We start from the raw sequence: 24,052 nt of genomic DNA on the forward strand, positions 1-24,052 counted from the left end.
GGCGGAGGCCCGCCGGGCCGCGTTCGCGGCGCGCGCCGCGCTGTCCGGGCTTGACCCCACCGAACGCAGCCGTATCGCCCGCTGGCTGGCCTGGCTGGAGGTCGCGGCACAGAGCCGCGGCAGCCTCTCGCCCCGGGCCCGTGTTCAGCGCCTTGACGCATCCTTGCATCAGGCCATGCAAGATGCACTCACGCGACTCCCTGGTCAGACGGTGGTCGCGCGTACGGGGAAGCATCGACGTAGTGCGTAACCTTGGCATGGCGAAGTGTCCGCGGACACCGCGCCACGCATGACTTCCGTCAACCAAGCGCGATGACTTCCGGCACTTCGTGTCGTTGGTACGAACCCGCAGGCTTTGCACATTGTCGGAAGATGGCTAAGCGCTTATCCTTTTTAGCCTTTTTCCCGATTCGCATTAGGACCTAAGCAACATGGCGATGAACTTCGAACAGGCGCGAGTGAACATGGTGGAAAACCAGGTGCGCCCCTGGGAGGTGCTGGATGCCCGCGTGCTCGACGTGCTGGGCAGCGTGCGCCGCGAGGACTTCGTTGCCCCTGAGCACCGCAAGCTGGCCTTTGCCGACCTGTGCCTGCCGCTGGGTCACGGCGAAGTGATGATGAAGCCGGTGGTCGAGGGCCGGGTGCTGCAGGCGCTGGAACTCACCCCGAGCGACCAGGTGCTGGAAATCGGCACGGGTTCGGGTTTCCTGACGGCCTGCATGGCCAAGCTCGCTGGTCACGTCACCAGCCTGGACATCCATGCCGATTTCGTCACTGCAGCGGGCCAGCGCCTGGCTGGCGCAGGCATCGCCAACGTGACGCTGGAAGCCGGCGAAGCGGTGAATGGCTGGCAGCCGAACGGATTGTTCGACGCACTGGTTGTCACCGGCGCGGTGTACCAGATCCCGCAGCGCTTCCTGGGCTGGCTCAAGCCCGGTGGCCGCCTGCTGGTGGTGCGCGGCGAGTCGCCGGTGCAGCACGTGCTGCTGCTCACCCACGAGGGCAATGGTCGCTACCGCGAAGAATCGCTGTTTGAGACCGACCTGCCCTATTTGAAGCACGCCGAGCCGCCGCGTCGCTTCGTTTTCTGACCTATTTCCCCATACATGAGGCAACCCATGCGCTTGAAGCTTCTGACCCTCGCCCTGGCCCTGTCGGCATTGCCGCTGGCCGGCCACAGCGAGGACTTGCTGGATGCATACCGAGAAGCCCGCGCCAATGACCCGGTGCTGTCGCAGGCGGAAGCCACGCGCCTTGCTACCGGTGAAGGCGTTGATCAGGCGCGTGCGTTGATGCTGCCGCAGCTCAATGGCAGTTACGGGCTGCAACAGCAGTCGGCGGGCAACAACCTTGCCAACGGCACGGTCACCGGCTCCTCTTTCGGCCATTCGCGCACGCGTGATCTTTCGGCCACGCTGACCCAGACGATTGTCGACCTCAGCCAATGGGCCAACCTCGCGGCAGCGCGATCCGCCGCGCATTCTCAGGACGCCACCTACGACGCCGCGGCGCAGAACCTGTATGTCCGTGTCACCACGGCCTACTTCGGCGTATTGACCAGCCAGGATGCGCTGATATTCGCCAAGGCCAGCGAGGACTCCTTCAAGCAGGCCTACGACCAGGCCGATCAGCGCTTCAAGGTGGGCCTGTCGGCCATCACCGACGTCTACCAGGCCAAGTCGGAATACGAACTGGCCAAGGCCCAGACTGTGGCCGCGCAGAACACCCTCAACGACGCCAAGGAAGCGCTCACCCAGATCACCGGCAAGCCGGTGGGCGAGCTCAAGAAGCTGCGCGAGGATCTGCCGCTGACGCCGCCGAACCCGGCAGACCCGAACGCCTGGGTGCAGGCTGCATTGCAGTCCAACGCCAGCATCCATGCCAGCCAGTACACCGTGCAGGCGGCCGAGCACGACATCGACGCGGCTCGCGCCGGCCACTTGCCGACGATCAACGCCTCGGTGTCGCGCGGCAAGGACACCACCTGGCTCGAGCACGGCAACTACAACGTGCCCGGCAATGGCGCCTATGGCACCACGGTCGGCATCTCGATGAATATTCCGATCTTCTCCGGCGGCGCCACGCAGTCCCGCGTTCGTCAGTCGATCTACCAGCGCGACGAAGCCCAGGACTCGCTGGAGTCGACGCGTCGCCAGGTAGTCCGCGACACGCTGAACTTCTATCGCTCGGTCGCCGCCGGCATCAGCCAGGTGGAGGCGAACAAGGCCTCGGTCGACTCCGGCCAGAAGGCACTGGAAGCCACCCGCGCCGGCTTCGACGTGGGTACGCAGACCATGCTGAACGTGCTCAATGCGATTCAGACCCTGACCCAGGCCGAGAGCAGCTACTCGCAGTCGYGCCACCAGCTGGTGCTCGACCAGCTGCAGCTCAAGCAGTCGGCAGGCTCGATCGACGTGAAAGACGTGGAAATGGTCAATTCGATGCTGCAGTAACGCGCATCGCATAAGCTGCAACCGACAAGGCCGGGCAAGTCCCGGCCTTGTTGYGTCTTGGCCCTGCAGACGTCTGGACGTCTATTCCTGCAGCAGGTCGTCGATCATGCCCATCACGCGCTTGACGGCGCCGCGCTCGCTGTCGAACACGATGCGCGCCGCGTCGCCCATGCGTTGGCGCTGCGGCGGATCGCGCAACAGCTGCAGCACCACCGGACCCAGTTCCTCGGCGCTGTTCACGCGCGACGCACCGCCCTCGCGGATGAGGGTGAGGGTGATTTCTTCGAAATTGAAGGTGTTCGGGCCAACCAGCACCGGCGTGGAAAGTGCGGCGGGTTCCAGCACATTGTGGCCGCCGATCGGCACCAGGCTGCCGCCCACGAAAGCCAGATCGGAGGCAGCGTAGAACGGCATCAGCTCGCCCATCGCATCGATCACGAAGACCTGATGAGCCGCCGACGGCACGCGGTCGGCGCTGCGCGTACCCACCGTGAAACCCAGGCTGCGCGCGGAGTTTTCCACCAGCTTGAAGCGTTCGGGGTGTCGGGGTGCGATCAGCAACAAGGCGTCGGGCCAGCGCGTGAGCACTTCCAGGTGGGCTTCGAGCACCGGCAGTTCTTCGCCTTCGTGCGTGCTGCCCGCGATCCAGACGGGACGCAGATGGCCCCACTGCTGGCGCAGCTCCTCACCCTTGCGCTCAGCGTCGTAGGGCACCGGCATGTCGAACTTCATATTGCCGGTGACCACGATCTTGTCCGGGTCGGCGCCCAGCGCGCGATAACGCGAGGCATCGGTACGCGACTGGGCGGCGATCTGATACACGCAACGCATGGCCTGCGCCACAAGGTTGCCCAGTGGCTTATAGCCGCGCAGCGAGCGCTCGGACAGGCGCGCGTTGACGATCATCAGCGGGATGCTGCGACGCCGGCAGGCCAGGTAGAGATTCGGCCAGATCTCGGTTTCCACGATGATCGCCAGGCGCGGTCGCACGCGCTTGAGGAAGCGCGATACCGAGAACGGCAGGTCGTAGGGCAGATAGACGTGGAACACGCTGTCGCCGAACAGCTGGCGCACCCGTTCGGAGCCGGTGGGCGTCACCGTGGTCACCACCAGCGGCGCGTTCGGATAGTCCGTCTGCAAGGCCTTGATCAGCGGCTCGGCCGCGTTGACCTCGCCCACCGACACGGCGTGCACCCACAGGCTGCCGGTCACGCCCGAGGCCTCGAAGAAGCCGAAGCGTTCGCGCCAGCGCTTGTGGTAGTCGCCGTAGCGCACGCCACGCGCCATCAGCCGCAACACGATCAGCGGCGTCACCAGGTACATGGCGAGGGTGTAGATGTAGCGCAACGGAGAGCCTTTCGATCGCGGTGCGCCAGTATATCGGCTCGGACGCACGGGCCCTGCCCCACGCCGCGGCTCGCCTCGTTTTGGCTTGTTCCCTACAATGCGGGCGATGCCCGGCATGCCTCGTCCCAGCTTCACCCGCTCCCTGCTCTCGCCCACGCACTGGCCCGCCTGGCTGGGTGCCGGCGTGATCTGGCTGATCGCCCGCCTGCCACGCCCCTGGCTGATGGCCTTTGGTCGCGCACTAGGCTGGCTGGTGCAGCGCGTACCCTCGCCGCGGCGACACGTGGCGGAGGTGAATATCGCGCTGTGCTTTCCCGAACTGTCCCAGCAAGAGCAAGCCAGGCTGGTCGATGCGCATCTGCGCGATATCGGCCTGATGATGGCCGAGTTCGCGCTGGGCTGGATGGGCAGCGAGCGCGCGATCGCCAACGTACCGGTGACCATCGAAGGCCTGGAGCATCTCGAAGCGGCGCGTGCGCAGGGCAAGGGCGTGTTGCTGGTGGGCGGCCATTTCTCGCATCTGGAGCTGTGCGCGCGGCTGGTCTCGCAGCGCATCCGCATTTCCGGCATGTATCGCCGCATGGATTCAGCAGTGTTCGAGTGGGTCGTGCTGCGCGCACGACTCGATTACGCCGAGGCGATGTTCGAGAAAGACGATATCCGCGGCACCGTCAAGCATCTGCGCAACGGCGGCACGCTCTGGTATGCGCCCGACCAGGACATGCGCAGCAAGGACAATGTGTTCGTGCCGTTCTTCGGCGTGCCGGCCGCCACCATCACGGCGACCCATCATCTGGCCCGCATGTCCGGCGCCGTGGTGATTCCGTTCTATCACCGCCGCCTGCCCGGCAACGCGGGCTATGCGCTGAAGCTGGGCGCTCCGCTCGAGGGCTTGCCGAGCAAGGATGTGCTCGATGACACCGCGCGCGTCAATGTGTGCATCGAAGACATGGTGCGCGCCGCGCCCGAGCAATACCTGTGGGTACACAAGCGCTTCAAGACGCGGCCGGAAGGCAGCCCGTCGGTCTACTAAGCCTTGCACGAAGCCGTCCTGTTCGCTGACAGATAAATGACAGTCAGTGCGGGTAAAAAGACGGCCGACCATCCCCACGATCCGCCCACCCAACATGACATTCCGGCTGTTTTTGCGCTCGCTGCGCCAACGCCGCGATTGGAGTGGCTCGCCCTCAAAGCGCCTCGCCGCCGGCCTGAAATACATTGCCCGCAGTGTGCGCATGGCGCGTCGCCAGTCGGCGTGGCTGGCCGAGCTGTACGGGTCGCCACGGCTCACGTCGATCCTGGCGCACGATCCGCGCCTGCATGAGCGTTGGCACCATCACTACATCAATCGTCGGATCGGGCGTGCCGAGCGCATGTCGATTGTCAGCCAGCACTATCGCTTTGTGTTTGGTCAACTGCCTGCGGCGATGGTGGATGCGGTTTATCTGCATGGCCACCATCGATGGGGAACGCTCGCCCTGAAGGACGGCAGCGAGCTGCAGCTGGAATTGCGCCGACCGACCGGTCGCAGCCGCGAAGGCGAGCTGGCGCTATGCCTTAGCAATACGCAGGGCCAGGTGTTGTCGTCGGCCATCTTCAGCATCGCCGACCGGGGCCGCACGCTGTTGATCGGCTGCCTGCAGGGCGCCGCCGCCGAATTGGGGCGCGAGGCCGTGCGCGAACTGACCAAGCAGTGCTACGGATTGCGGCCGAAAAACCTGCTGCATTCGCTGCTGCTCGCCTTTGGTTCGTTTGCCGGCGCCACGCAGATCCGCGGCGTCAGCAACCTGGCGCATCCGTTCGCGGGCGAAGCGGACAAGATCAAGGCCGACTACGACGGCTTCTGGGAAGAGTGCCAGGGCGTGCTGCAACCCGATGGTTTTTTCGCCTTGCCGACCAGCGAGCCCGAGCGCAGCGAACTGCAGGTCGAGAGCAAGCATCGCTCCGCCTTCCGTCGCCGCGAAATGCTGCGTCGCGAAGCGTGTGCCCGCTTACTGGCGGCGCTGCGCGACCAGCCGCTGCCGCTGTCGCAGGCAGCCTGACAACAACATCCCCGGCGCAACGCCGGGGATGTCGAGGGACTCCCCTTACTTCACATTGACGAAGGCCTTCCACGCCTTCAGCAAATTATTGGCGTCGACCGAACCCAGGCCCGACGCAAAACTCCAGCCCGCCTGCGCCGCAAACGCTTCCGTATTGGCGTTGTACTTGTTGGCGTTGCTCGAGGTGAGGCCTACCTGGATCGCACCGAGGTAGGAGTTCGGCAGCGTGCCGTAGTAGTAGCAGTCGGGTGTCACCACATCCGGCAGCTGCTGCACGCACTGCGTGGCGATGCTGCCGCGCGTGACATTGTGGAACACGCATTTGCCGGTGCCCTTGGCGCCATTGTCCGAATTGCAGGTCGCCAGCGTGGCCGGCGGGGCGCCTTTCGGACCACCGTATTCATCGGCGGCCAGCGTGTAGAGCGTCGGTGCGGCATTGCCCTGGTTAGGCGACAAGCCCTTGGCTGCCAGCCCTTGATCGATCAGCGCCTGGATGCCGGCGAACATCGGCGACGACAGCGACGTGCCACCGATCAGCGCCGTGCTACCGGTGAATCCCGGTGTGCAGGGATAGTAGTAAGAGCACACGATCACCCAGGTCGAACCACCGTACGAACCACCGAACAACGCCACGTCGGGCACGTCGCGCGACTGGTCCTTGGCAGTGTTGTAGACCAGACGCTGCCATGCCGGCTTGGCATTCACCGACGACGGACCACCGCTGCCCGATTCGGAAGTGATGTAGTAGCCGTAGGGATCGAACTGCAGATAGGCCTTGCAGAACGCCAGCGACGTCGCATAGCCCAGCGACTTGGCTGCCACTTCATTGCCGCAGGATTCGTTCCACGGAATCTCCGGCACATACGACAGTGCCGAGCCGTACTGCGCGTTGAAGGTCGAGCTGAAATACTTCTTCGTGCTGCCGTCGAGGATGTCGGCCGTATCCGTGCCGCCGACCACGGTGTCGTTCGGCGACGTGCCAAACGCATTGGCATCGATGCCCGCGCCATTGATGAAGAAGCCGTTGAAGCTCGGATTGGAGCCCGAATCGCCGCTCGATACGAACACGGAAATGCCTTCCGCATCTGCCTGCGCCCACATCTGGTCGATGGCCGCTTTGCTCGGTGCATCGACGAAGCCTTCGCCGTATCCATAGCTGGCGCTGATGATGTTGGGACGGTTGCTGCCATTGATCAGGTTGGTCGCCGCCGTGACCACGCCGCCGAAGAAGTTGGTGGCGTTGGAATCGTCACAGCTGGCCAGCCAGATGTTGGCGCCAGGTGCCATCGCGGTCGACCATTCGGCATCGAGCAAGGCCTCGAAGTCGTCTTCGCCGGGGAAGTTGATGGTCGGGTCGATGCAGTTGGTGAAGCCGGTCGCCTGTGGCTGGATTTGCTGGAACGTGCCGCCGTAACTGGTCAGCCCGAACTGGCTGACAAAGTTGGTCCAGTCATCGGGCACCATCGAGCTGTCCTCGACCAGCGCAATGGTGATGCCCGTACCGGTCAGGCCGCTCGCATAGAGCTTGTCGGTGCCATAGATCTTCGCCATGTCGTACGGCACCAGGCCGCGCGAGCCATTGGTGAAGTTGACCGCCTGTGGCGTCATGCCAGCGGCTGCGGTTTTCGCTTGCTGCACCTTGAAGCGCTGCGAGCTCGCATCGAACTGGCCCAGCTTCGGCGCCGTGTGCTGTGCCTGGGGATGGATGTCATTGAGGCCGGCCACGCCCGCCACCACGCTTTGCAGAGCCTGTGGAATGCTGATGTCGCTGGCATTGGCCACGTGCGCTGCCTGGTTGATGGTGTACTGGTTCATCTGCGTGTGGAACGCGCGCTTCACCTGCCCTGCGTTGCCACTGAAGTCGATCTGCATCTTGTTCGGATAGACGCCGTTGACCGTGAAGCCCTGCGATTTCAGCCACGCGGTCGTTGCTGCAATATCGGCGTCGGATACGCCGAAGGTCTGCCCGAACTGATCGGGCGTCACCCACTGGCGGAACTTCGACGAGCTCGGGTCGTGCTGGGCGGAAATCAGTGCATCCAGCGCAGCCTGCCGCTTGGCGCTGCGCTGCAGGATCAGGTTCATGTGATTCATGGCGGCCGCATCGTCCATCGCCTTGGTCGGCGTGGAACGGTCGACCAGGCTCAGATGACTGCGCTGTAGAGTCGATGTCGCGCGGCTATCGACCGTCTGCGTCACCCTGGGCGCTTCGGCCGTGTTGATGCCAGCCAATGCTGCGTTTTGCGCAGTGTTCGATTGTGCCGATGCCACCATCGGCAAGCCTGCGAGGACCAGGGTCATGAMCCCCAGCAGGTTCAGGTRCTCGTGTTTCATGCAATGTCTCCCTGATGCGATCCATTGAGAACAAGCCCCCCGTTTTCGATCAGCCACAGCTTTCCCCCGCATGACCTCCTTTGAGATTCGCGCTGTGCGTAAGACGAAGTCGCCCGTCGCGTCACCGTGTTGGCGACGCGATGCCATTGCAGTAAAAGTCACCCTAGAACGGCGCGAGAGAGAGCCAACAAAATCTGCTCGCGATGACACCCCACGAAAACCAGGCGAGTGTGGAAGGCGATCGGCGACGCCACAACGAGCGCGACGCGAAAACGTGCGCCAGATCGTGACGACTTCATGCACGCCATCAGAATCATCACGTTGCAGCGTACTCGCGCGTTGTATCAGCACGACGCCGAGCATGACCCCGTGCGCGCAATTTCGTTCGTCTAAATCCTGGAATTGACGCACGATTCACGGCGCGATGGTGGCACTGCTAAAACGGGCTTTGCATGCAAGTAATTTCGGCATGCAAGAGTTTGCGCCAGCTCGTACAGCTAGCTAAATCCGCGCTGAATTTTTCCGGCAGGCCAACGCATCAAAAGGCTCGCGTCGCGCGACTAATGTTCTTCGCCGCGCGATTTGCGCGATGCCTGCTCCCTCGCCTCATGCAACTTCGCGTACTTGAGGAAGGCGTAGAACGCACCAGTGACGCTGGCGATGAAACCAGCCCAGCCGTTGAGGAAGTAGCGCTTGCCGATGTACTGCCGCAGGAAGAACACCGGTGGATAGAACACCATGCGCAGGCCGGTAAAGCGCTGCCGCGTGCGCAGCTTGTAGGCCACCATGCCGGTGGTGTAACGATTGATCTTTTCCACGCGCGTGGCGATATCGCCATCGCCGTCATTGACGAAGTCCGCACGTCGCAGCGTTTTCACCGGGCCGCGCACTTCCACCGCCGCGTGCACTTCGACATCGTTCATGCCGCCGCGACGACGATCGAACAAGCGCAGGTGGCCGTTGCGCCAGCTCCAGCGATGCTGCACGGTCCAGAACATCCGTTCGCGCCGCGGCAGCCGAAAGCCGGCGTGCCGGGGATGCTGCAAGGCACGTTCGATTTCCTCGCGCGTGCCAGGTGAGAGGATCTCGTCCGCATCGAGGTTCAAGATCCAGTCGTGGCTGGCCATGTCATAGGCGCGCTGCTTCTGCGGGCCGTAGTCGTCGAACGGATGCACAGCGACACGCGCGCCGTGTTGGCGTGCAATGTTGACGGTGTCGTCGGTCGAACCCGAATCGAGCACGACGATTTCGTCGGCCCAGTCGACGCGACTCAAGCACGCGTCGAGCGTGTCCGCGTTGTTGAAGGTGATCACGACTACCGACAGCGGCTCGCGCGTCATGCGGCAGCTCCCTGCGACGATGGATGCACGTAGAGCGCCGCACACCACAGGCCCAGCAGCCATGCGAACAACAAACCCCACCAGGCCGAATAGAAGGCCAGATGCGTATTGAGCGGGAACAGCATCGTGCCCAGGGCGAGCGTGGCCGGGAAGGCGCGCGTACGTGCCGCGGCGCCCACCCTGCGCCACACGATCACCGCCCATCCGATCGCCGCCAGCCAGCAGGCCATGCCGAGCGCGCCGGTTTCCGTGAGTACCTCGAGCAGCCATTGATGGGCATGGCAGGCGCCTTCGCCAACGCCACAGCCGTCGGCGGTGACGACAAAACGATCATTGGCTGGCGCATACGCGGGATACGCATAGCGGTACGCGCGCACGCCGACGCCGTTGATCGGGTGCCCCTCGAACATCGCCACGCTGGTGCGCCAGATATCCAGGCGACCGCTCAGCGCCCAATCGAGCGATTTGTCCGAACCTTGCAGCACCTGCAGCGTGCGATCCATGCGCAGCTGGAAGCGCTCGGAGGTTTTCCAGGCGACGCCGCCGGCGAGCAGGATCACCGCGGCCAAGGCACCGGCGGCAGCCACGAATCGCAGGGGCGAGCCCGACACCCGCCACGCAAAGCCCAGTGCCACCACGGCGTAGCAAACCCACGACGCTCGCGATCCCGACATCAGCACCGGCCCCAGCAGCAGCACGAAGGCGATCAGCAGCCCTTTGAGGCCAAAGCGCCGCAGCGCCGCCCACAGCACGAATGGCGACAGCACCGACAGCGACGGGCCGAGTTTCAGATTGGCGGCGCCAAAGATGCCGGAAATGCGCTCGGGCTCGGCGTGCCCACCCAGGCTCCAGCCGGTCAGGGCCTGCACCCAGGCATCAAGCGCCCAGAACGCCACGACCGCAGCCGTGGCCAGGTAAAGCGCGTCGAGCTTGTCTTCGCGACGGATGGCAAAGCAGGCGTACAAGCCCAACGGGGCGTAGCGCAGCAGTGACGCCACCGTGCCCCAGCTCTTGCCAGGCGCCAGCGAGTCCACCGAGGAGATCAGCGCGGCGCCCACATAAGCCGCCAGCAGCCACAGCAACAGCCGTGCACCGGCGTGCTCGCGCAAGGCGGACGGATGGCGTACGAACAGCAACACCACGCCGATCAGACAAAGGAAGGTCCCCAGCTCGGCGCTGCGCCCGAACGGCAGCAGGGCGATCACCAGCCAGAACGGCAGCAAGGGGGAACGCAGGGCGGCCTTCAGGAATGCAGCAATAGGGCTCATGCGTGGATCAATAAGGGTGACCCGCGCATTGTAGGTGAGTCACCGTACGGGCGACGCTCGACGCTGCGTCAGGCCGCAGTGAGCTCGTCGTACAAGGCCAGGGTGGCCTGCTGCATGTCGGTGAGGCGGTAGTTCTGCAGCATCGGGATGGGCGGCGCCACGCGCAGCAGCTCGGCAGCACGTTCCACCAGGCGCTCGCGATCGGCGGGCGGCACGCGGCCTGCCGGATACAGCTCGGCCAGCAACTCGCCCACGCCACCGTGCGCATAGCCCAGCACCGGGCGGCACAGCGACAGCGCCTCGATCACCGTGCGGCCGAACGATTCGGGCTTGTTCGACAACTGCAGCACCAGCGAGGAGACGGCGTAGATGTCACGCACATCGGAACGCGGCGGCGTCATCACCACCTGCGCTTCGAGCCCGCGCGTGCGCACGAGATGGCGCAGCTCCTCGACGTAGGCCTCGCGACCAGGCTCGATCACGCCCAGCAGCAACAGGCGCACATCGATGCCGCGGCGCTTGAGCTCAGCCACCAGTTCGATGGCGTCATGGTGTCCCTTCAGGCGCGTGCCGCGACCCGGCAGGGTCAGCAGCGGGCCGCCGGCAAGCGCCGGAAACTCGGCGAAAAACGCCTTGACCCAGTTGTCGTCCGGTCGATGCCCGTAGGGAAAGGCGTCCGGATCGATGCCGCGCGGGATCACCCGCACGCGAGCCGGTTCCAGCCAGGGGTAATGGCTGAGCATGAAATCGCGCAGGGTCTGCGATACCGCAATGACGCGCTCGCCACGCAGCAGGATGGCGCTGTAGCGGCCGGGCGAATTGAGGCCGTGCACGGTGGTCACGAAATGCGGCGCCGGCTTCATGCCCTTGATGGCCCACCAGCCCAGCCAGGCCGGCAGGCGCGAGCGTGCGTGCACGATGTCGGGCTTGAGCTCGCGCAGCAGCTTGCGCAGCGCGCCCACCTTCATGAAGGTGCCCAGCGACTTGCGGCCGATATCCAGCGTGATGTGACGGCTGCCTTCGGCTTCCAGCTGCGACACCATGCGGCCACCGGCGGAAATCACGATGGACTGATGGCCGGCCTGCACCAGGGCACGGGCAATCTCCAGCGCAGACCGCTCTGCCCCGCCCGATTGCAGGGCAGGGATCAGCTGGACCACGGTCAGAGACCGCGCTGGTGTAGCGATTGCTGACATGATTTGTTCGAAAGGTGCCTTCATTCCTAGAGGCAAGCAGCAATCGTGCCGAAATGCGCGGCCGATATGGTTTCAGTTGTAACTTTCGAGGTCGAAATCAGTCGCGAAGCACGTAATGCGCGCCGCAATAAGGACATGTGGATTCACCACCGTCCTCCACGATCGGCAAATAGACCTTCGGATGGGAGTTCCACAGCGCCATGCCGGGCATCGGACAGGACAGCGGAAGGTCCGAGCGCGTCACTTCGTAACGATTTTCGGCATTCGCCGGGATCAGCGGGGCAGCCGCAGGGGAACGCGACATGGGGTCAAACTCCATCAGGACACCAGACCCACCATGTTAGCAGGCCAACCCCACATCGCGACGCGGCGGGCAGCGGACTGCGACCTAGGGCATAGTGCGGGCGACCAATGTCGGGGGCCTCCCCGGCGGCCGAGAATGCCCTCGCGTACGGGGAACGAACGGCCCGCGATCCAGCGGTCGGTGGATGGCGGGAACAGGCACATCCTGAAGCAGGAGCCGTCATGGACTTCGGAAAGATCTTCAGTCGCATCAAGGCCATCCTCAGTTCGCCACAGACCGAGTGGCCGGTGATCGCTGCCGAGCCCGCCACCGTCGGCGGCCTGTTCCGCAACTACATCTGCATCGTCGCCGCGCTACCGGTGATCGCCTACTTCATTCGCGGCAGCCTGTTCGGTCACGGCGGCTGGGGCATGCATGTGCACACGCCGCTGGGCCTGGGCTTGCTCGGCCTGATCCTGCATTACCTGCTGACCCTGGTGGTGGTCTACCTAGTCGCCCTCATCGTCAATGCGTTCGCGCCGAGTTTTGGCGGCAGCAAGGACCCCGTGCAGGCGCTCAAGACGGTGGCCTATGCCTGGACCGCAGGATGGATCGCCGGCATCGCCGTGATCATTCCGTGGCTCGGTTGGCTGGTGGCGATTGCCGGCGTGATCTACGGCATTTATCTGCTCTATCTCGGACTGCCGCACACCATGCGCTGCCCACCCGAGCGCGCCGGCGGGTACACGGCCGTCATCGTGATCATCGGGATTGTACTGAGCTGGATCGTGGGCTTGATCATGGCCGGCATCATCGGCACGGCGGCGCTCACCGGCGCGTCGATGGCCGGCATCCACGCGACCAGCAGCGATCGAACCACGGTGACTGTCGATCCAGACAGCATGGCAGGCAAGACCGTGGCGGTGTCGCTATCACCGGAAACCTTGCGTGGCTTCCTGCCCGAGGAGCTCGATGGCATGAAGCGCAGTGACTTCAACGCGCAACGCTCCGGCGCGGTAGGCATGCAGATATCCACTGCCTATGCCACTTACAGCGACGGCAAGGATCGCAACATCAAGATCGAGCTGGCCGACACCGGCAATATGCGGGGCATGATGGCGATGGCCAGCGCAGTGGCGCACTCCACCGAACAGCAGACCGACCACGGTTACGAAAAGACCTATACCGAGCACGAGCGGCTGATGCACGAAGCGTGGAATTCGCAGACCAAGACGGGCGAATTTGGCGTGATCGTCGCCAACCGTTTCTCGGTCAAGGCGAGCGGCAGCGGCGCCAGCATGGATGACCTGAAGCAGGCCGTGAACGACATGGACCTGGACAAGCTGACGTCACTGAAAGACGAAGGCGTCAGCAATCGTTGAGCCCAAAAAGAACAGGCCCGCGCCGTGAGCGCAGGCCTGCTCATGCCCAGCGTTGGGCTTACTTGGCGGCGTCGGCCTTCGGCACCGAAGCCTCGGTGGTGATGTGGATCTTGATCTCGTCGCTGACGTTCGGCACGTAGGCGCCCACGCCGAAGTCGGAACGCTTCAGCGTGGCGGTGGCGTCGAAGCCCACCGTCGCCGTCTTCAGCATCGGATGCTCGCCGCTCTTGTTGAGCGTGGCGTCCAGCGTCACCGGCTTGGTCACGCCGTGCACGGTCAGGTCACCCGTGACCTTGTACTTGTTGCCGCCAGCGGCCTGCACCTTGGTGCTCTTGAAGGTGACGGTCGGGTACTTGTCGGCGTCGAAGAAATCCGGCTTCTTCAGGTGCTCGTCGAGCGCGCTCACGTGCGTGTCGAGGTTGGCCAGCGGCAGGGTGACGTCGACGGACGACTTGGCGGCGTCCTTGTCGTCGAACACGATGGTGCCGTTGCCAAGGCCGAGGTTGGCGGTGGGGTTGGAGAAGCCGAAGTGGTTCCAGCTGAACAGGACCATGGTGTGGCCCGGGTCCATCTTGTAGGTGACCGGAGCGGCCTGGACGGACACGGCAGCGCTGATCAGGCCGGCAAGAACGAGGTAACGAAGTGCACGCATGGGTTGAATCTCCATTGGGTTGGGGGTTGCTGGATCGAGGCCGATGAAGGCGTCAGGCGATCTGGCAAGCTTCTTCGAACGAGAGGCGCGGGCTGCGCGGGAACAGGTCGCGGCTGGCATCGCCGTAGCCGATGTTGACCAGGAAGTTGGACTTCACCGTGGTGCCCGCAAAGAAGGCGTTGTCCACGCCGGCATTGTCGAAGCCGGACATGGGGCCGCAATCGAGGCCGACCGCGCGCGCGGCGAGCATCAGGTAAGCGCCCTGCAGCGAACCATTGCGGAAGGCGGTGATATCGATCAGCGGCTGGTTGCCGGCGAACCAGCTGCGCGCATCGGCATGCGGAAACAGATGGGGCAGCTTTTCGTAGAACTCGTGGTCGGTACCGACGATGGCGGTGACCGGCGCGGCCAGGGTCTTGGCGCGATTGCCATCGGAGAGGAACGGCGCCAGCTTGTCCTTGGCCTCCCTGGATTTCACGAAGACCACACGCATCGGCGAGGAGTTGGCGCTGGTGGGGCCGAACTTGGCCAGCTCGTAGATCGCGTGAAGCTGCGCGTCCGTTACTTCTTTCGGCAGCCACGCGTTATACGTGCGCGCCGTGCGAAACAATTGGTCGAAGGTCGCCTCGGAAAGCTTCTCGCTCATGGGTATCCTGTGGACATGGCGCGCCGGCATCGGCGCAACGACCTCAAGTGTAAGCGGGGTCGCAGGCAAACAGGACCCAGGCCAATGGAACGAACTGTACCGTCCAGGGAAACAATGCGGCGGCCAGGACTATGCTGAAGCCGCGCGGCGACTGCTGGGTCATCACCGATGGCGCGGCCGGCAACCAGCGCCAGGCGCTGGCGCTGGCCGAGCTGCTGGAGATGCCTGTGCGGCACCTGCAGCTTGCGCCCGCCGCACCCTGGTCGTGGCTGGCGCCTCATCTCACGCTTGGCGCCCGGCTGGCGCTCGACCCCACCCAGCGCCAGCAGTTCGCCCCACCGTGGCCGGCCGTGGCGATCGGTTGCGGCCGATCCGCCGCGCTCTATACCCGCCTGCTGCGCTCGCTCAGCGGCGGCGCCTGCTACACCGTGCAGATTCTTGATCCGCGGGTCAATCCGGCACACTGGGACACGGTAATCGCGCCTCAGCACGATCGGCTGACCGGCCGCAACGTGATCCGCCCGCTCGGCTCGCTCAATCCGGTGGACGAGGCCTGGCTGCAGGATGGCCGCGAGGCCGATCCTGCCTTTGCGGCATTGCCGCGCCCGCGGATAGGCGTCTTGCTGGGCGGCCCGCGCAAGGGCGTGACCTTCAACGAGGCTTATATCGACCAGTTGATCAGCGGCCTGCATGCGCGGCGTCGCCAGGACGGCGGCAGCCTGATGGTGCTCGCCTCGCGACGCACACCGGCGGACCTGGTGGAGCGCATGCGCCAGGGCCTGGGCGACGTGCCAGGGCTGGTGTGGGCTGGCAATGATGACGGCGGCAATCCCTATCCCGGCGTGCTGGGCTGGGCCGATCGCCTGGTCGTCACGCCGGACTCGGTCAATATGCTGTCCGAAGCCTGCGCCGTGGGCTGCCCGGTGCACACCTTTGTGCTCGGCTCACTGCCCGACAAACTCGAGCGTTTCCATCACGCCTTGCGCGACGCGGGACTGCTGCATTCGCTCGATGCCAGCAATACACCGCCGGTGCCGCCGCTGCGCATCACCGGCACGATTGCCGCAACGCTGCGCGAGCTCATCGTGCGCCGGCAAAACCAGGCGGCGTGAGCTGCATCAGAAGCACAAGCCCAGCTCCGTCGTCACCTCCTGCACACTGCTGCTGAGGCGGTCGAGTTCGCCGTCACGCGGTGCGATGCGCGAGCGCAGGTCGAGCGTACAGGCCAGTGCGCGATGCAGCAGTTCGGCGTGCGCTTCGGCGAATATGCCGGCCTGCCGCCCGTCCAGCAGGCCGGCGTTCCGGCAGGCTTCGATCAAGCCGGCGTTGGCGGTGATATTGAGCAGGGCGGAACGTTCTGACGCGTGCGCCAGCACCAGGCCTTGAAGTGCGAACTCGATATCCAGCAGACCGCCATGACCCTGCTTGAGATCAAACAGCTGCGCATCGGAGCGATCGCGCTCCGCCCGCCAGCGCTGGCGCATGCTGCTGACTTCCTGCAGCACCGGGGCGCGCTCGCGCGGCACCGCCAGCACGTCGCGGCGAACGGTGGCGAGATCGGCGTGCAGCCCTGCGTCGCCCGCGATAGGGCGGGCGCGCAGCAGCGCCTGATGCTCCCAGGTCCATGCGCGGCTCTTCTGGTAGGCCTCAAATGCATCGAGGCTGCTCACCAGCAAGCCTTTGGAGCCGTCGGGCCGCAGCCGCGTATCCACTTCATACAGGCGCCCCGCACGGGTGAGCACGGTCAGCCAATTCATCACGCGCTGGGCGAGGCGCTGATACCAGCGCGAGCCTTCCAGCGGACGCGCACCATCGCTCATCGCGTGCGCGCGCTTGCTGTCGTAGACAAACACCAGGTCCAGGTCGGAGGCGAACCCCAGCTCCTCGCCACCCAGGCTGCCGTAGCCGAGCACCGCAAAACCGATGCCGTCGCCCGGTAGACGGCCGTGCTGTGCAGCGAGTTCGCGCTCGGCCAGCGCGGTGACGGCCAAGACGATGGATTCGGCCAGTACCGCCAGGCGCCGCGCTGTGGCGACGGCATCGGCGCGTCCGTCGCTGAAAGCCAGGCCGAGACGGAACGCCACGCTCGCCTTGAACTCGTTGAGGCGCTCGAGCTCCGCTTCCGCCTCGCGCTCGTCCAGCGTCGCCAGCACGCGGGTGATTTCTGCGCTGATGTCGGCGCGCTTGAGCGGCAACTGATCGATGCGCGGATCGAGCACGTCGTCCAACAGCAAGGGCTGCGCGATCACGCGTTCGGCGAGGAAGGCGTTTTCCGCAAATAATCGCGCCAAGCGCAGTCGCGCCGCGGGCTGCTCTTCGAGCAGGGCGAGATAGGACGAACGTCGCGCCACCGACTGCACCAGCCGGCACAGGCGAAGCAGGCAGGCGACGGGCGCCACGCTGTTGCGTGCCACGGCCAGCAGCTGCGGCATCAGGCGGTCGAGCTGCTCGCGCGAACGCTGCGACATGGCGCGCACGGAAGCGGCCTGACTGAGTTTCAGCAAAGCCTCCGCCGCCTCACCGCCTGGCGTGAAGCCGGACGCTTCCATCACGCCGGCATTCAGTGATTCAGCGCACGCCTGCTGCCACAAGGCCACATCAGCCACCGGCGCGGCTGCCGTTCGCCCTCCCTGCGGCATCAGCACTTCGGCGAACTCCTCGCTGACCTTGGCGCGATGGGCGGCCAGCTGTTCTTCCAGCTCCTCCCAGCTGCCAAGGCCAAGGCCCAGCGCGATGCGCTCACGACTGAGAGCGTCTGCCGGAATATCGTGCGTCTGCGCATCGCGCAACATCTGCACGCGATTTTCCACGCGACGCAGGAACACATAGGCCTCGCGCAATTCGCGCGCACGCGCGGCGCTGATATGGCCACGCGCTTCGCAGGCGGTGAGCGCAGGCAACAGCCCGCGCACGCGCAGGCTGGGTTCGCGCCCGCCTCGTATCAACTGCACCAGCTGCACGATGAATTCGATTTCGCGGATGCCGCCAGGGCCGAGCTTGAGATTGTCCGCCAGATCCTTGCGCGCCACTTCGGCGTCGATCAGCGACTTCATCTCGCGCAGGCCCGCGAAGGCGGTGTAGTCGAGATATTTGCGATAGACAAAGGGACGCAGCAAATCCTGCAGCTCCTTGCCYGCATGGCGATCGCCCGCCACGGGACGCGCCTTGATCCACGCATAGCGCTCCCAGTCGCGACCTTCGCTCTGGTAGTACTGCTCCATCGCCGAGAACGGCAAAGCCAGCCGGCCGGCATTGCCGAATGGACGCAGGCGCAAGTCCACGCGCGCGCAGATGCCATCGACGGTAGGTTCGTTGAGCAGGCGCACCAGCTGGCGCGCCAGGCGCACGAAGTACTCGCTGTTGTCGAGCGTACGCGCGCCATCGCTCTGCCCGCTGTGCGGATAGGCCAGCACCAGGTCGATGTCGGAGGAAAAATTCAGCTCGCTGCCACCGAGCTTGCCAAAGCCCACCACCACCATGCGCTGCAGTTCGCCGTCGTGGCTGCGGCTATGGCCATAACGCGCGGCCAGCGCGCGTTCGGACCACTGCAGCGAGGAGGCCAGCAGGACTTCGTAGAGCACGCTGGTGGCGGACAGGGTCTCGGGCAACTCATCGAGGCCGTTGACATCGCGAAACACCAGACGCAGCGCCTCGGCGTGACGAAAGCGCCGCAACTGCGTCAGGCACGCTGCCTCGTCCTCGGCGAGCTTCAGCGCATCGATGCGTGCGCTGGCATCGCTGCCCGAGCGCAGGCGCTCGAGTCCTTGCGGCGCAAGCAGCTGCGGTTGGCGCAGCCAGGTATCGAAGGCGAAGTCGCTGGCGAGCAAGGTGCGTCGAATGCGCTCGGCCACGCCGGCGTCGTCGTGCAAGGGCACGCCCATCTGGCGGCATCGCGCGATCAGGTCGCGGTAGCGATCGTCGATCAGCGCGCGCAGCGCCGGGGATTCGGTGGGCCTATGGATCACAGTCATCCGATCATTCTGCCGCAGAGTCCTGCGCCTTGCTGCGCGCGCACTCAAGCCAGGGTTCCGCAGTATGACCGGCGCATGACCGGATACCGCACTGTTTACAGACCGCGTGCACGCCGACGACGCATCGGGCGTTGCCATAGAGGCAGTTACGGACACACGCCTGCTCCACCAACAACTGGTTCAGATCCAGGACATTACATTCCCGTTTCCGAGCCATGACAGCCAACCCACAGGGTGCCATGACCACCTCAACGACTCCAGCCGCGCTGCGTGCGCGCTCCCTGCCCGCCCGGCTTGCGTTGGTGTTCGCGCTGGCCATGGTTTTCACGCTGTTGACTGGTGTGGTCGACGGCGGCATCGGCGTTGGCCCGATGCAGGCGCTCAGCCAACCTCTGTTCCTGGTCGCCAACGCCCTGCCCGGCCTGCTGCTGGCGTCGTTGCTGCTGGTGTTGAGCCGCCGGGCATGTCTGTCGTTCGGCCTCGCCTTCCTGCTGCAGACGGTGCTCTACGCGATCAATGCGCTGAAGGTGAGCAACCTCAATACGCCATTGATGCCCGCCGACTTCCGCATGCTGGGCCAGCTGCGACGCGGCGGCCTGAAGTTGCTCGGCAGCTATCTGCCGACCAGTCCCTGGCCGTATCTGGCACTGCTGGCTGCCATGGCCGTCATCGTCGTCGCATGGCGGATCGAACCGCCCATGTTCGCTCGCCGCACGCGCGGCAAGCGTCTGGTATCGGGTGTGGCTTTGCTGCTGCTGATAGGCACGCTGTTCGCGGGCCTGCCCGGCTGGATGAAGCTCTATGGGGGTCACCATCTGTGGATGGAACCGTGGTCCGCCACGGCCACCGCGGAGCATTCGGGCCTGGTCAGCTCGCTGATGATGTTTCACCTGCATCAGGGCCATGCGCGCAAGAAGCCTGACCCGGCGGCCGCGCTGCAGCTGATCGAGCGCTCCGATCTTGCTCTGCGCGCCTATCTGCAGGCGCCGATACGCAACAACGGCGAGGAACCGGACATCGTCGTGGTGCAAAGCGAGTCGTTCTTCGATCCGTCGATCCTGAAGGGATTCGAGCACGCCGACCTCACGCCGAATCTTCACCGCCTTGCTGCACAGGGCGAGAGCGGCCCGCTGCACGTGCCCACTTTTGGCGGGGGCACCATTCGCACCGAGTTCGAAGTGCTGACGGGTTTGTCGTTGCGCTACTTCGACGACATGCAGTTCCCGTATCTGCAGATGAATCACAAGGTGGTGCCGAGCATGGTGCGCGTGCTGCGTTCGCACGGCTACGAGACCATCGCGGTGCATGGCAACGACCCGCGCTTCTGGAATCGCAACACCGCGTTCCAGGCGCTCGGTTTCGACCGCTTCGTGTCACGCTCGTCCTTCCCCACCCATGCCGCGATGGACGGGCAGTACATGGCCGACAGCGCGATGACTGATGAAATCATGGCGCAGCTCAAGAATGCGGGGCCGCCCCAGTTCCTGTTTGCCATCAGCATCGAAGCGCACGGCCCCTATGACGTGCCCCCGGCGCACGCCGCCGAGCGCGACGCGATCGCCGTGCCCGAAGGCGTCACCGGCCAGAACAAGCTCGAGCTGCAGACTTACCTCTACCACATGCGACATGCCGATCAGGAGCTGGGCCGACTGGCGGACCTGCTCGCGCAGCGCGAGCGTCCCACCCTGCTGCTGTTCTATGGCGACCATCTGCCCGCGCTGACCGATACCTACAACACCACCGGGTTTGTCGACGGCAAGGACATGCTCAGCCAGGCCGGCACCTGGCTGCTGGTCAATCCACGCAATCCCGCGGCGCCAAAGCACGAGGCGCTGGCCTCATGGATGCTGCCCGGCCGTCTGCTTGAACAGGCCGGTGTGCGTGACGATGCGTACTTTGCCCTGACCCAGGTGATCGCACCGCAACTGGCCGCCTTGACGCACGCACCTGGCGCACCGCCGGAAGCCGAAGACAACGCCGAGCACCAGGAAGACGACGATATGGCCAACGTCGCCCTGCTGCGCATGAAGGGCAAGCTCGACGCGCTCTGGCCCAAGGCGGAAGCGCAGACGGCAGGTTTGATCGAAGAGACGCCACTCAATCGGGCGGGCGAGGTCGAGTCGGCGGGCGCCCATCAATAACGGCAATCTAACGTCGCCGATTGAATGGACGTCCAAACGAAATGAGCGTGGCGGCTGTTTTCCACGCTTTTCAAGCGGTACGAAAACGCTTTCTCCGCTGCTTCATAACCGCGATTCAGCGATCTGTCTGCGCGCTAAAGGGAGCCTGTTCGGTTCAGCTTCGGTATGGCGATGTGCGTCTAGCTTCGATTCCAGCCACGAAGCAACGCCTTCGCTGGCATTCCCACACTGGAGGTTTACCTCATGCGCAAGACCATGCTCGCCGCTCTCCTCGTCACCGCCGCCTCCGTCCTGACCGTTCCCGCGTTTGCCCAGGACGCCGCTGCAGCGACGAAGACCGAAGCCAGCGCGACCACCGCCGGCGCGGCAGCGAAGGACACGGCCAAGGCTACCGATCAGGCCGCCAGCAAGACCACCGACACTGCGCACAAGGCTGCCAAGCACAGCGGCCACAAGGCCAAGGCTGCGGCGACGGACGCCACCAAGACCGACGCCGGCAAGACCGAGGCAGCCGCGCCGGCCGCCGCCCAGCAGTAAGTCGCTACGCACGATGTAACCCCAAACCCCGGGAGGCGACTCCCGGGGTTTTTCGTGGGCAACGATCAGAAGTCGTACGTGCCCGACAGCATCACGCTGCGATGCGTGCGCAGCGGCACATAGGTTTCGTTGAAGTCGGCCGAATACAAGTCGCGTGCGAACAGGTTCTTGACGCCCAGCGTCATGCGCCAGCGATCGGTGCGATAGGACACATTGGCGTCGACTTCCGCCTGACCCGGCGAATCGTAGTAAGTGGTGTAGTCGACGCTCTGCCCCAACGATCGGCCACGCGCCTGTACGCCACCGGCGATGCCCCAACCCTGCAGCCCGCCCCCCTGGAACCAGTAGCTGGCCCACAGGTTGAAGCGCTGGCGTGGCGCACCGGTCGGCTGCGTGCCGTCGTGGTTGGTGATCTGGGCGTTGGTGTAGCTGCTGCTGATATCCAGACCGGGCGCCAGGCGGCCGGAGAATTCGATTTCCACGCCGCGATTGGTCTGTCCCGGCCCGAAGCTGGCGACGTTCGGCATGGCTTCGAGAAACAGATAGCTGTGGTCGAGCATGATGCGGTACAGCGACACCGTCAGCCATGCCTGCTCGTGGAACAGGTTGAACTTGGCGCCCGTCTCCAGCTGGCGTGACAGTGCCGGCACCAGCGGGCGACCGTTTTCCCCGAGATAGGACAACGGCTGGAAGCCATTGCTGGTGAAACCATAGACGGCGACATCGGGGGTCAGCTTGTAGACAATCCCGGCATTGGGTACCCACTTGATCCGCTTGGGCGTCCACGGATTGCCTTGCGCATCGGTGGTCGACACTTCGTAGGCGGACCGGCGCAACCCCACCAGCATGTCCCAGCGTTCGCCCAGCGCCAGCTGATCCTGCAGGAACAGCCCGTTGTCCACCGACCACGGCGTGCCCGAGAGCGGGACATTGTCTTCCGGCTGCACGACCGCGGAGACACGTGGCAGCGCGGCGTCAGTGAACAGGTTGTAGGCACCGTCGTTGTACGAATGCCAGAAGTCGTCGGTGTGGCCGACGCGCGAACGCGAATAGTCCATGCCGAGTGTCACCGTATGCGTCACCGGACCCATGCCGAACACTCGAATGAAATCGTTCTGCAGCGAGTAGTAGGTGTCGTTGTAGCGATAGGCTTCGGCATACGGTGAGACGTTGCCGATCGGCGTGGGGTTGTAGAGCGTCCAGCTCTGCAGGTCGTTCTGCTGTTGGACGTACTGCCCGCGGCTGCGCCACGTCCAGGCGTTGCCCAGTTGCTGGTCGAGCAGGTAGTAGAGGCGGTTGGTCTGGTAGTTGGCGTAGTCGTACTCATTGCCAGTGAGCAAGCCGAACGGCGTGGCGCTGGACAGTGTGTCGCCAAGCATCACCACATGGTCGGGTATCGGCAGCCGGTTGACGATGCGCTGCGCGCCCACCACCAGCTGCGTGCCACCGCTGGTCCATCCGATCGACGGCGCGAGATAGCCGCTGCGACGATTGCGATAGCCCTGCGGCGTGCGGTCGGCGTAATCGCCCGACATGACCAGCCGATAGGTAAGCCCCGACACGTGGCCGAGCGGCCCAGTCATGTCCAGGCCGGCCTGCACCATGCCCTGCTGGCCCAGCGTGTAGCTGACCTCGTGCACCGGTTCGCTTTGCGGCTGCTTGGTGGTGACGTTGACCAGGCCGCCAAAGCTGTTGCCGGTGGAATCGCCCAGGATGGACTGCGGCCCCTTGATCACTTCCACGCGTTCCAGGCCGATCAAGGGCGGAAAGTCGCCGGAACCGGCATTGCTGTTGGGCATGCCGTCGATGAGGCCGTTGCCGGTATAGAAGCCGCGGATCTGAAACAACGGCAGGCCGTCGGAGCCTTCGACGAAGGCCACGCCCGCTACGTTGCGCACGGCATCTTCCACGGTGAGCGACTGCTGCGAATCCATCAGCTCGCGCGTCACCACGCTCACCGATTGCGGCACGTCGATCAAGTCCGCGTCGTTGCGCGAACCCACGCTGGTGAGCGAGGCCTTGAAGCCCACGTCGCGGCCGAGCAAGGCATTGGCCTCGACCGGCGTCAGCTGCTTGGCGTCCTGTCGCGGTTTCGACGATGCCGTGTTGCCCGCAGGCGTGGGCAAGGTCACCACCACGGTGCCCTGATCAGTGAACTCGTAGACAAGCCCCGTGCCTTCAAGGAGCTTCGAAAGCGCCGCCGGTGCGCTGAGGTTGCCGGTGGCGCCGAGCGAACGAAAACGCGCAATGGTGCAACCTGCCGTGAGCACCTGCACATTGGCCTGCTTGCCAAAGGCGATCAGCGCGGTGGCGAGTGGTTGCGCGGGTATCGAGAAATCGATGGGCGCAGCATCAGACATGACTGACGCGCGCGCGATGCAAGCGCCCGGCACGGCCAGGCACGCAAACATCCACAGGCCGCCCGACAGCAGCAGCTTCGCACGCTTCCTCATAGTCCCC

At 64.8% G+C, this 24,052-nt stretch carries 19 protein-coding genes; 9 read left to right on the top strand and 10 right to left on the bottom strand.

The window, feature by feature from the left end:
* From AC1DMG_RS02215 to AC1DMG_RS02225, 3 genes are all read left to right on the top strand, one after another.
* Positions 1-250 (top strand): hypothetical protein (locus AC1DMG_RS02215; RefSeq protein WP_477180146.1); only part of this gene is annotated, 250 nt, incomplete at its 5' end.
* A 181-nt stretch (positions 251-431) separates the two neighbouring features.
* Positions 432-1,091, top strand: a complete 660-nt coding sequence (locus tag AC1DMG_RS02220; protein ID WP_441604791.1) for a protein-L-isoaspartate O-methyltransferase family protein — start codon at positions 432-434, stop codon at positions 1,089-1,091.
* Positions 1,092-1,118: 27 nt separating this feature from the next.
* The gene (locus AC1DMG_RS02225) at positions 1,119-2,453 is read left to right on the top strand and encodes a TolC family outer membrane protein (RefSeq protein WP_477180147.1); all 1,335 of its coding nucleotides are present in this window, start codon (positions 1,119-1,121) and stop codon (positions 2,451-2,453) included.
* A gap of 81 nt (positions 2,454-2,534) precedes the next feature.
* On the opposite strand, the gene waaA is transcribed toward AC1DMG_RS02225, so the two are convergent.
* Positions 2,535-3,800, bottom strand: a complete 1,266-nt coding sequence (gene waaA, locus AC1DMG_RS02230) for a lipid IV(A) 3-deoxy-D-manno-octulosonic acid transferase (RefSeq protein WP_441604793.1) — start codon at positions 3,798-3,800, stop codon at positions 2,535-2,537.
* Positions 3,801-3,915: 115 nt separating this feature from the next.
* On the opposite strand from waaA, the gene lpxL reads away from it, so the two are divergent.
* Both lpxL and AC1DMG_RS02240 read left to right on the top strand, forming a co-directional pair.
* Positions 3,916-4,833 carry an LpxL/LpxP family Kdo(2)-lipid IV(A) lauroyl/palmitoleoyl acyltransferase gene (gene lpxL / locus AC1DMG_RS02235; protein WP_441604794.1) on the top strand — a complete coding sequence of 306 codons (918 nt, stop codon included), beginning with the start codon at positions 3,916-3,918 and terminating at the stop codon, positions 4,831-4,833.
* Positions 4,834-4,927: 94 nt separating this feature from the next.
* Positions 4,928-5,842 (top strand): VirK/YbjX family protein, encoded by a 915-nt coding sequence (locus AC1DMG_RS02240; RefSeq protein ID WP_441604795.1) that lies wholly within the window; start codon positions 4,928-4,930, stop codon positions 5,840-5,842.
* 45 nt (positions 5,843-5,887) lie between these two features.
* On the opposite strand, the gene AC1DMG_RS02245 is transcribed toward AC1DMG_RS02240, so the two are convergent.
* The 5 genes from AC1DMG_RS02245 to AC1DMG_RS02265 all read right to left on the bottom strand — a co-directional run bounded on the left by AC1DMG_RS02245 (position 5,888) and on the right by AC1DMG_RS02265 (position 12,284).
* On the bottom strand, positions 5,888-8,176 hold the full coding sequence (locus AC1DMG_RS02245) for a S53 family peptidase (protein WP_477180148.1): 2,289 nt from the start codon (positions 8,174-8,176) through the stop codon (positions 5,888-5,890).
* A gap of 560 nt (positions 8,177-8,736) precedes the next feature.
* A complete protein-coding gene (locus AC1DMG_RS02250; RefSeq protein WP_441604797.1) occupies positions 8,737-9,516 on the bottom strand; it encodes a glycosyltransferase family 2 protein in 780 nt (259 codons plus the stop codon).
* On the bottom strand, positions 9,513-10,784 hold the full coding sequence (locus tag AC1DMG_RS02255; protein WP_441604798.1) for an O-antigen ligase family protein: 1,272 nt from the start codon (positions 10,782-10,784) through the stop codon (positions 9,513-9,515). The genes AC1DMG_RS02250 and AC1DMG_RS02255 overlap by 4 nt, the downstream gene beginning before the upstream one ends.
* A gap of 68 nt (positions 10,785-10,852) precedes the next feature.
* A complete protein-coding gene (locus AC1DMG_RS02260) occupies positions 10,853-11,980 on the bottom strand; it encodes a glycosyltransferase (protein ID WP_441604799.1) in 1,128 nt (375 codons plus the stop codon).
* A gap of 97 nt (positions 11,981-12,077) precedes the next feature.
* Entirely contained in the window at positions 12,078-12,284 is a 207-nt protein-coding gene (locus AC1DMG_RS02265) for a zinc-finger domain-containing protein (RefSeq protein WP_046970205.1), read from the bottom strand.
* A 221-nt stretch (positions 12,285-12,505) separates the two neighbouring features.
* On the opposite strand from AC1DMG_RS02265, the gene AC1DMG_RS02270 reads away from it, so the two are divergent.
* Positions 12,506-13,645 carry a Yip1 family protein gene (locus tag AC1DMG_RS02270; protein WP_441604800.1) on the top strand — a complete coding sequence of 380 codons (1,140 nt, stop codon included), beginning with the start codon at positions 12,506-12,508 and terminating at the stop codon, positions 13,643-13,645.
* Positions 13,646-13,703: 58 nt separating this feature from the next.
* Here AC1DMG_RS02270 and AC1DMG_RS02275 read toward each other — a convergent pair whose 3' ends face one another.
* The gene (locus AC1DMG_RS02275) at positions 13,704-14,297 is read right to left on the bottom strand and encodes a YceI family protein (protein WP_441604801.1); all 594 of its coding nucleotides are present in this window, start codon (positions 14,295-14,297) and stop codon (positions 13,704-13,706) included.
* A 52-nt stretch (positions 14,298-14,349) separates the two neighbouring features.
* On the bottom strand, positions 14,350-14,943 hold the full coding sequence (locus tag AC1DMG_RS02280; protein ID WP_441604802.1) for a malonic semialdehyde reductase: 594 nt from the start codon (positions 14,941-14,943) through the stop codon (positions 14,350-14,352).
* A gap of 131 nt (positions 14,944-15,074) precedes the next feature.
* Between AC1DMG_RS02280 and AC1DMG_RS02285 the strand changes: the two genes are divergently transcribed.
* A complete protein-coding gene (locus tag AC1DMG_RS02285) occupies positions 15,075-16,055 on the top strand; it encodes a mitochondrial fission ELM1 family protein (protein ID WP_441604803.1) in 981 nt (326 codons plus the stop codon).
* A 6-nt stretch (positions 16,056-16,061) separates the two neighbouring features.
* Here the strand turns inward: AC1DMG_RS02285 and glnE are convergent, their stop codons facing one another.
* On the bottom strand, positions 16,062-18,914 hold the full coding sequence (glnE, locus tag AC1DMG_RS02290; RefSeq protein WP_441604804.1) for a bifunctional [glutamate--ammonia ligase]-adenylyl-L-tyrosine phosphorylase/[glutamate--ammonia-ligase] adenylyltransferase: 2,853 nt from the start codon (positions 18,912-18,914) through the stop codon (positions 16,062-16,064).
* A gap of 239 nt (positions 18,915-19,153) precedes the next feature.
* On the opposite strand from glnE, the gene AC1DMG_RS02295 reads away from it, so the two are divergent.
* Both AC1DMG_RS02295 and AC1DMG_RS02300 read left to right on the top strand, forming a co-directional pair.
* Positions 19,154-21,055, top strand: a complete 1,902-nt coding sequence (locus AC1DMG_RS02295; protein WP_441604805.1) for an LTA synthase family protein — start codon at positions 19,154-19,156, stop codon at positions 21,053-21,055.
* 243 nt (positions 21,056-21,298) lie between these two features.
* Positions 21,299-21,592 (top strand): hypothetical protein, encoded by a 294-nt coding sequence (locus AC1DMG_RS02300; RefSeq protein WP_441604806.1) that lies wholly within the window; start codon positions 21,299-21,301, stop codon positions 21,590-21,592.
* Positions 21,593-21,657: 65 nt separating this feature from the next.
* On the opposite strand, the gene AC1DMG_RS02305 is transcribed toward AC1DMG_RS02300, so the two are convergent.
* Positions 21,658-24,045 (bottom strand): TonB-dependent siderophore receptor, encoded by a 2,388-nt coding sequence (locus tag AC1DMG_RS02305; protein WP_441611476.1) that lies wholly within the window; start codon positions 24,043-24,045, stop codon positions 21,658-21,660.
* Positions 24,046-24,052 lie beyond the last annotated feature (7 nt).

It is taken from the genome of Dyella sp. 01N36, assembly GCF_056399745.1.